Source organism: Actinomyces oris (assembly GCF_001937665.1).
In the GTDB taxonomy this organism is placed as follows: Bacteria; Actinomycetota; Actinomycetes; order Actinomycetales; family Actinomycetaceae; genus Actinomyces; species Actinomyces stomatis.
This window is the reverse complement of the sequence record NZ_MSKL01000028.1, coordinates 24,664-32,055: the sequence shown is the minus strand read 5'-3', so window position 1 is coordinate 32,055 and position 7,392 is coordinate 24,664. Positions and strand designations below refer to the sequence as shown.

Here is a 7,392-nt window from a genome sequence, read left to right as displayed (position 1 = left end):
CTTCGGCATCCTCCTCCTGGGCGTCTGCGCCGTCACCGCCTACGACCCTCTGACCTCCTGAGCCAGGGATGGGAGCTCGCCCTCCGAGCCTGCGGTGACCGCGGATACGGCGCTGTGGCTCGGCAAGTACTTCGGGGTATCCGCGCAGTTCTGGCTGAACCTGCAGACCCGGTATGACCTTGATGTGGCGGAGGATCGCCTCTCGATGCAGATTGACGCCATTACCCCGCTGCAGGTGGCTTGAGGCTCGACATGCCACGCATCTCGGCCGGCCGGCCGAGATGCGTGGCAGCATCGGTGGCATGAGCAGGGAAACAGTGCCTGAGCAGACCAGCACCTATGATGTCGTCGTGATCGGTGGCGGGCCGGCGGGGGAGAACGTCGCCCAGTACGCCATCAAGGGCACCGACCTGACCGCGGTCCTCGTTGAGGGCGAGCTCCTGGGTGGCGAGTGCTCCTACTACGCCTGCATGCCCAGCAAGGCGTTCCTCGTGCCTATCGAGGTCGCGGCGGCGTCCGCCAACCTCCGTGGCCTGCGCCCTGCCGAACTGTCTGCGCTCGATCTGCTCGAGCGTCGTGACGAGTGGGTTTCCCGCTACAACGACGCTGCTCAGGTGCGCTGGGCCGAGGGTGCCGGCCTCGACGTCGTTCGCGGATGGGCTCGCCTCGACGGTGAACGGCGCGTCGCTGTGAGAACCGCTGAGGGGGAGCGGGTCCTTCGCGCCCGCCGCGCTGTCGTTCTCGCCACTGGCGCGCAGCCCGTCATGCCTGCTGCGTTCCAAGGCCTTGAGGCCTGGGACTCGCGTGACGCCACCGGCGTGCAGGAGATCCCGCAGCATCTCATCGTCGTCGGTGGCGGGGTCGTCGCCTGCGAGGCCGCCACGTGGATGTCCGCCCTGGGCAGCGACGTCACCATGCTGGTGCGTGGCCCCAGCCTCCTGTCGGCTGCGGAGTCCTTCGCCTCCCGGCTCATCGAGGAGGCTCTTACTGCCCGCGGTGTCACCGTCATAACGGATGCTCGGGTGACTGCCGCCGAGCGGTCCCAGGCCAGTGACACCGGGCTCGGTCGTATCCATGGCGGCCCTGTCACGGTCACCTGCGCCGGTCGAACCATCGAGGCCGATGAGATTCTGGTCGCCACCGGCCGTCGCCCGCTACTGACCGGCATTGGGCTGGAGACCGTCGGCCTGGAGCCCGACGACGTCCTGGCCGGTCGCCTGCCCGACTGGCTCTACGCCGTCGGCGACGCCAGTGGTGAGGCCCAGTTGACCCACATAGGCAAGTACCGAGCACGCGTTGTAGGGGAGAGGATCGCCGCCCTTGCGGCCGGCTGCGAGCCCGAACCAGTGCCCGAGAGCATCCCGGTCCCGCAAGTCGTCTTCACCGATCCCCAGCTCGCCTCCAGCGGCCTGACCGAGCAGAGGGCCCGGGCCCTCGACCACGACGTCGTCACCGCCCAGGTCGGTTACACCTCGGCTGCTGGAGCTGCCCTCCTGCGCGACGATGCCCACGGTGAGGCCAAGCTCGTCGTCGACCGGCAGACGGGGGCCGTGCTGGGAGCCACCTTCGTCGGCCCCGGTGCGGGTGAGCTCATCCACGCCGCCACCGTCGCCATCACTGCGGGCGTCCCCGTCCATCGGCTGCGTCACGCCGTGCCCGCCTACCCCACCGCCAGTGAGATATGGCTGCGCCTCATCGAATCCCTCCCGAGCGAGTTGCTCCACCCGAAGAGGTGATATGCGGCGGCGCCACGTGGCGTCCATGGGAAGCGGATGAGAGGTCTTCAGCGATATCAGCCTGGAGCAGCCTCGCCTTGAGTGGCATCAGTCTGAGAGACTGGGCGCATGCGAATCGCCATCGGTGCCCCGGGCAATGGAGCCCTCCTGAAGGACGCTCTTGCGGAACGACTGGCTGAGGACGGGCGCGTGAGCGACGTCCTCGACCTGTCCACGCCGGAGATCACCTACCCGGAGGTCTCCTTCCAGGTCGCCCGGGCAGTCGCCGAGGGGCGGGTTGACCGAGGGCTTCTCACCTGCGGCACCGGCGTGGGAACCGCCATCGCGGCCAACAAGGTCCCGGGGGTGCGTGCGGCGACCGCGCACGACCTGCTCACCGTGCGCGGCTCGGTGGAGAACTACGACGCCCAGATCCTGTGCATGGGGCAGAACGTCATCGCGGCCCCCGCCGCCTGGGCGCTCATCGACATCTGGCTCGACCTGCGCCACAATCCCGCCAGCAGTTACGGCCCCAAGGTCGGCGAGATCACCGCCTACGAGACGCGTCTCCACTCCTGACGGCGGCCTCGTCGAAGCGCCTGGGTGGCACCGTAGATGACGATCCCAGCGCCCATGAGCTCCACGGTGGGCAGTGCGCGTCTCATGTCGGGTCCCTCAGGCGTCCACCGGTGTGTGCTCGGTTCTTGCGTCCACGCTCCCCATGATGGCACTGCTCGCTGGAAGGGGCGCCAAGACGGAATTTTCACTCACCGACCAAAACTTCAGAAACGACCCGGAGCCGCGTCGTTTCTGAGTTTTTGTCGAAGTGAGGCGGGGTGCCGGGGGAGAGGTGGGAGGGCTCCTCGGTGGGCCGTTGGCGAGGCGGGCCTCGGCCTCGATCCTGACGACCGCCTTCGGCATCCTCCTCCTGGGTGTCTGCGCCGTCACCGCCTACGACCCTCTGACCTCCTGAGCCAGGGATGGGAGCTCGCCCTCCGAGCCTGCGGTGACCGCGGATACGGCGCTGCGGCTCGGCACGTACTTCGGGGTATCCGCGCAGTTCTGACTGAACCTGCAGACCCAATACGACCTTGACGTGGCGGAGGACCGTCTTTCGATGCAGATCGATGCCATCACTCCGCTGCGGTTGGCCTGAGGCTCGACATGCCGTAGATCCCGCAGCATCTCATCGTCGTCGGTGGCGGGGTCGTCGCCTGCGAGGCCGCCACGTGGATGTCCGCCCTGGGCTGCGATGTCACCATGCTGGTGCGTGGTCCCCGCCTCCTGTCGGCTGCGGAGTCCTTCGCCTCCCGGCTCATCGAGTCCTTCACCAGCGAGGCCTCCTATGAAGGAGAATGAATGTGATTGTCAGTATCGACATCGGTGGTGCCGTCTCCTAGGATGAGACCATGATCGGCGCAGGGGTTCAGGAGACTCTCTTCTTCCCGCTTCTGGGGCGGGCTCGTGCTGCGCGAAGCTGGCCGAGCTGCTTTCAGGACTCTTGGTCCGAGCGTCTGGTCTCGATGGTCTCCGCCGTCCGCCCTGGCGTCGAGGACATGGATATGGGTGAGATGCCCGCCGCCATCTACGCCTTGCGCCACCTTGCCGCTGTGACGGAGATCCGGCGCTACCTGGATGCCCACCCCGAGGCCGCCGTCGTCGATCTCGGCTGCGGGCTGGATCGTCTCGTTGACGAGGTCGACAACGGTCGGGCGCTGATCTACAACCTGGACTTCCCCGACGTTCTCGAGTCCCGACGCACCTGGGTCGAGCCCCATGAGCGAGAGCGGGAGCTTCCCTTCTCCTTAACCGATCATCGCTGGATGGACGAGGTCGACGCCGGTGGCGGACTGATTGCCGTGGCCTCCGGGGTCTTCTACTTCCTGGAGAGTGGCTCGGTTCAGAATCTTGTCGACGCGATGGCCCGCCGCTTTCCCGGTGGCCGTCTGGTCTACGACGCCGAGTCCCCGGAAATGGTCGCGATGAGCGAGCAGGCCGTGCGGGATCGAGGAATCGATGCGGCCCCCATGCCCTTCCGGGTCGCCGACCCCTGCGCCGCACACACCTGGAGCTCCCACGTCTCCCAGATCAGGGTGAACTTCGACCTGTCCTCCTACGCCACCGATCTCTCAGCCTTTCCTGCACAGGTACTCGAGGGCTTCGCCCAGATGAGGCAGGGCCGGGCTCTCTATGAGGTCGTCGCCGACTTTGCCGTGGCAGGAGAGTCCCGCTGACACATTGACCGGGGCGTACTCGCCTTCCGTGACGAGGCCTGAGAGACTTGGCGCATGCGAATCGCCATCGGCGCTCCAGGCAACGGAGCCCTCCTGAAGGAGGCCATCGAAGAGCGGTTGGTCGAGGATGAGCGCGTGAGCGACGTCGTCGACCTGTCCGCACCGGACATCACCTACCCGGAGGTCTCCTTCCGGGTCGCCAGAGCGGTCGCCGAGGGGCGGGCCGACCGCGGTGTTCTCATCTGCGGCACCGGCGTGGGAACCGCCATCGCCGCCAACAAGGTCCCGGGGGTGCGTGCGGCGACCGCGCACGACCTGCTCACCGTGCGCGGCTCGGTGGAGAACTACGACGCCCAGATCCTGTGCATGGGGCAGAACGTCATCGCGGCACCCGCTGCCTGGGCGCTCATCGATATCTGGCTCGACCTGCGCCACGATCCCGCCAGCAACTACGGTCCCAAGGTCGGCGAGATCGAGGCCTACGAGGCGCACCTTCGCTCCTGAAGGCGGCCCTGTGCGAGCGGATAGGTGCCTATGGCACTATCCGCAGCCTCTACGTGCGTGGCCCCTATCGGAACTTCATTGAGGTCGCTGTCTACGAGAGTGTCTGAGGACCGCCCAGGTACCGCAAGAGCATCCGTGTCCAAAACGGACACAAAGGAGTCCGAGGCCCGACATAGCCGCTGACTGAACCGCGGAATCGCGCGGTTTCTTTCTGTGTGTCCGAACTGGGGGCGAGCCTTTGTGGCCGATTTGGACACCGACCAACACATCGTGGCCGGTCGCGCTGCGCTTGGGGGCGCGATGTCCGGTGCACGGCCTGCGTGAGGAACCTCGCGCACGCCTGCATTGAGTGCAATGATGCACTGAGTGCAAGATGATGGTGTGACCGGAACCGACCTGCGCGCCACCCAGGCGCAACGCACCCGCGCCGCCATCCGCGCCGCCGCGCTCACCCTGACCCGGGAGCGCGGCTATGCCGCGATGACGGTCGACGATGTCGCCGCCCTCGCCGGAGTCTCCCGGCGCACTGTCTTCAACCACTTCTCCTCCAAGGCCGACCTCCTCGTCGTCGGCCTGGAGCCTCCGGCTCCCGCGGTTATCGAGGCCTTCGTCAACGGCTCCGGAAGTCTCCTGGAGGACCTTGGCTCCCTGCTCGCCTCCGGCGCCGAGGCTGTCGAGTCTGAGCGCGGCTGGCTCTTGTCCTTCCCGGAGATCGTGCGGGACAACCCGGAGGTGGAACGAGCCGTCCACGAGCGGCTGCGCATCGTCGCCCAGTCCTTGGCGGAGGCAGCGGGCCGTCGGCTGGGAGCCGAGCCTGACGACCCGCGCACCCGCGCCGTCGTCGCCCTGGCCATGGCCATCCAGCGCAGCTCCCTGGACCTGTGGTGCGGGCGCTCCCACCCCTGGGAGGAACGCCGTGAGGCGGCAGCACGCACGGAGACTCCCGGAGCATCCAAGGCCCCCGGAGCCTCCGAGGACTCAAGCCAGTGCCCCCATGCCCGCTTGGTCGACGCCGTCCGCGCCATGGTTGAGGCGATCTCCGAGGTCGTCTCCCACCCCCGGTCGGTAGTAGTGGCCTCCACCGCTTCCAACGACCCGAGGCCGTCGAGCTCGCCGGGATAGCTGAGCGTGCGGCTCGCCCCCCCCCATCCTTCCCACCGACTCACTGAACCGACCGTTTCCTTTCTTCGCCCTCACCGACAAGGCCTCACTCATGACTCAACGCACCTCGACGCCGGCCTCGACCGGCCCCGCCCTCCACGAACCGGGGGCGGACTTCCACCCCGACCGCCGCTTCTGGGCGGTCTACGCCTCGCTCCTGGTGGTCATGTTCCTGTCCGCCATGGACCAGACGATTGTCGGCACGGCCCTGCCGACCATCGTGGGCGACCTCGGCGGCGCCGCCCACATGGCCTGGGTCCTGACCGCCTACACCCTGGCCATCACCGTGGCCATGCCGGTCTACGGCAAGCTCGGCGACCTCGTGGGCCGCAAGAACCTCTTCCTGGTGGCCATTGCCCTGTTCCTGATCGGCTCGGCCCTGTGCGGCACCGCCGACACCATGACTCAGCTCATCATCTACCGCTTCATCCAAGGCTTGGGCGGCGGCGGTCTCATGATCTCCTCCCAGGCGATCACCGGCGACCTCATTCCGCCGCGTGTGCGCGGCACCTACATGGCCCCCATGGGAGCCATGTTCGGTATCGCCTCCATCCTGGGGCCCATCATCGGCGGCTGGCTGACCGACTCGGTCTCCTGGCGCTGGACCTTCTGGATCAACCTGCCGCTGGGTGTTCTCGCCTTCGTCGCCATTGCCATCGTCCTGCGCCTTCCCAGTCACCGCCTGACCAGCCCCATCGACTGGTGGGGGCTCGTGCTCATGAACGCCGGTGCCGTTGCCATCGTCCTCATGGCCACCTGGGGCGGTAACCAGTACGCGTGGACCAGCCCCGTCATCATCGGCCTGGGCGTCGTCGGCCTGGTCTGCTGGGGGCTGTTCGCCTTCGTCGAGACCCGCGCCGCCGACCCCATCCTGCCCTGGTCGATCCTGACCAACCGCACCTTCATCGTCTCCACGGCCGTCGGCATGCTCGCGATGGGCGGAATGATCGGCGTCATGAGCTACCTGCCCACCTACCTCCAGATGGTCTACGGGTACTCGGCCACCGCCTCCGGCCTCCTCCTGGTGCCCATCACGATCGGGATGCTCGTCTCCTCGATCCTGTCAGGCGTCCTCGTGTCGCGCACCGACCGCTACAAGATCTACCCGGTCCTAGGACCCCTGATCGCCGCCGGCGCCTCCTTCTGGCTCTCCCGCCTGTCGACGACGTCGCCCGTCTGGCAGATCTCCGCGGCCACCTTCCTCATGGGGGCGGGCATTGGGCTGTTCTTCCAGCTCCTGGTCACCGTGGTGCAGAACGCTCTGCCGGCCAAGCACCTGGGCACGGCCACCAGCGGCAACAACTTCTTCCGCGAGGTCGGCGTCTCTCTGGGTGCCTCGCTCATCGGTGCGGCCTTCTCCTCCGGTCTGACCTCCAACCTCACCGATCGGATCGGGGCGCTGGCCCGTAGCGCGGACCCGGCCGTCCTGGGGACGCTGGCCCAGTTCAAGGACGCCGACACCTCCTCGCTCACTCCTGCCCTGGTCAACAAGCTGCCCACCGCCCTGCACGACGCCGTGGCCGGCTCCTACGCCGACGCCCTCCTGCCGATCTTCGGCTGGATGATCCCGCTGTTCGTCGCGACCTCCGTCGTCGCCGTCTTCCTGCCCGAGGTGCCCCTGTCCCAGAAGACCGCGATGGAGCAGGTCGCCGAGGCCGAGGGCGCGGTCAGCGAGCCGACGGCGCCGCAGGATACGGACTCAGCGCCGCAGCAGGCGGAGCGGGAATCGACGGAGCCGGTGACGGCGGCTGACGCAGAGTGATGGGCGGCCCGGTGGC

At 67.7% G+C, this 7,392-nt stretch carries 9 protein-coding genes; all 9 read left to right on the top strand.

The features are described from left to right. Positions 1-94 precede the first annotated feature (94 nt). The 9 genes from BKH28_RS11195 to BKH28_RS11155 all read left to right on the top strand — a co-directional run bounded on the left by BKH28_RS11195 (position 95) and on the right by BKH28_RS11155 (position 7,376). Positions 95-244, top strand: coding sequence for a helix-turn-helix transcriptional regulator (locus BKH28_RS11195; protein ID WP_256695851.1), 150 nt, complete (start codon positions 95-97; stop codon positions 242-244). 58 nt (positions 245-302) lie between these two features. Beyond that, positions 303-1,736 carry a dihydrolipoyl dehydrogenase family protein gene (locus BKH28_RS11190; protein WP_256695849.1) on the top strand — a complete coding sequence of 478 codons (1,434 nt, stop codon included), beginning with the start codon at positions 303-305 and terminating at the stop codon, positions 1,734-1,736. 108 nt (positions 1,737-1,844) lie between these two features. Then, on the top strand, positions 1,845-2,294 hold the full coding sequence (locus BKH28_RS11185; protein ID WP_075418867.1) for an RpiB/LacA/LacB family sugar-phosphate isomerase: 450 nt from the start codon (positions 1,845-1,847) through the stop codon (positions 2,292-2,294). A 271-nt stretch (positions 2,295-2,565) separates the two neighbouring features. Continuing rightward, entirely contained in the window at positions 2,566-2,688 is a 123-nt protein-coding gene (locus BKH28_RS13890) for a hypothetical protein (RefSeq protein WP_256695847.1), read from the top strand. Between the two features lie 200 nt (positions 2,689-2,888). Continuing rightward, on the top strand, positions 2,889-3,074 hold the full coding sequence (locus BKH28_RS11175) for an FAD-dependent oxidoreductase (RefSeq protein WP_081380129.1): 186 nt from the start codon (positions 2,889-2,891) through the stop codon (positions 3,072-3,074). A 50-nt stretch (positions 3,075-3,124) separates the two neighbouring features. Further along, positions 3,125-3,949, top strand: coding sequence for a class I SAM-dependent methyltransferase (locus tag BKH28_RS11170; RefSeq protein WP_075418866.1), 825 nt, complete (start codon positions 3,125-3,127; stop codon positions 3,947-3,949). Between the two features lie 54 nt (positions 3,950-4,003). Beyond that, on the top strand, positions 4,004-4,453 hold the full coding sequence (locus tag BKH28_RS11165; protein ID WP_075418865.1) for an RpiB/LacA/LacB family sugar-phosphate isomerase: 450 nt from the start codon (positions 4,004-4,006) through the stop codon (positions 4,451-4,453). A 381-nt stretch (positions 4,454-4,834) separates the two neighbouring features. Further along, positions 4,835-5,575, top strand: coding sequence for a TetR/AcrR family transcriptional regulator (locus tag BKH28_RS11160; protein ID WP_075418864.1), 741 nt, complete (start codon positions 4,835-4,837; stop codon positions 5,573-5,575). Between the two features lie 91 nt (positions 5,576-5,666). Beyond that, complete coding sequence (locus tag BKH28_RS11155) at positions 5,667-7,376, top strand: MDR family MFS transporter (RefSeq protein ID WP_075418863.1); 1,710 nt, start codon at positions 5,667-5,669, stop codon at positions 7,374-7,376. The last annotated feature ends 16 nt before the right edge of the window (positions 7,377-7,392 follow it).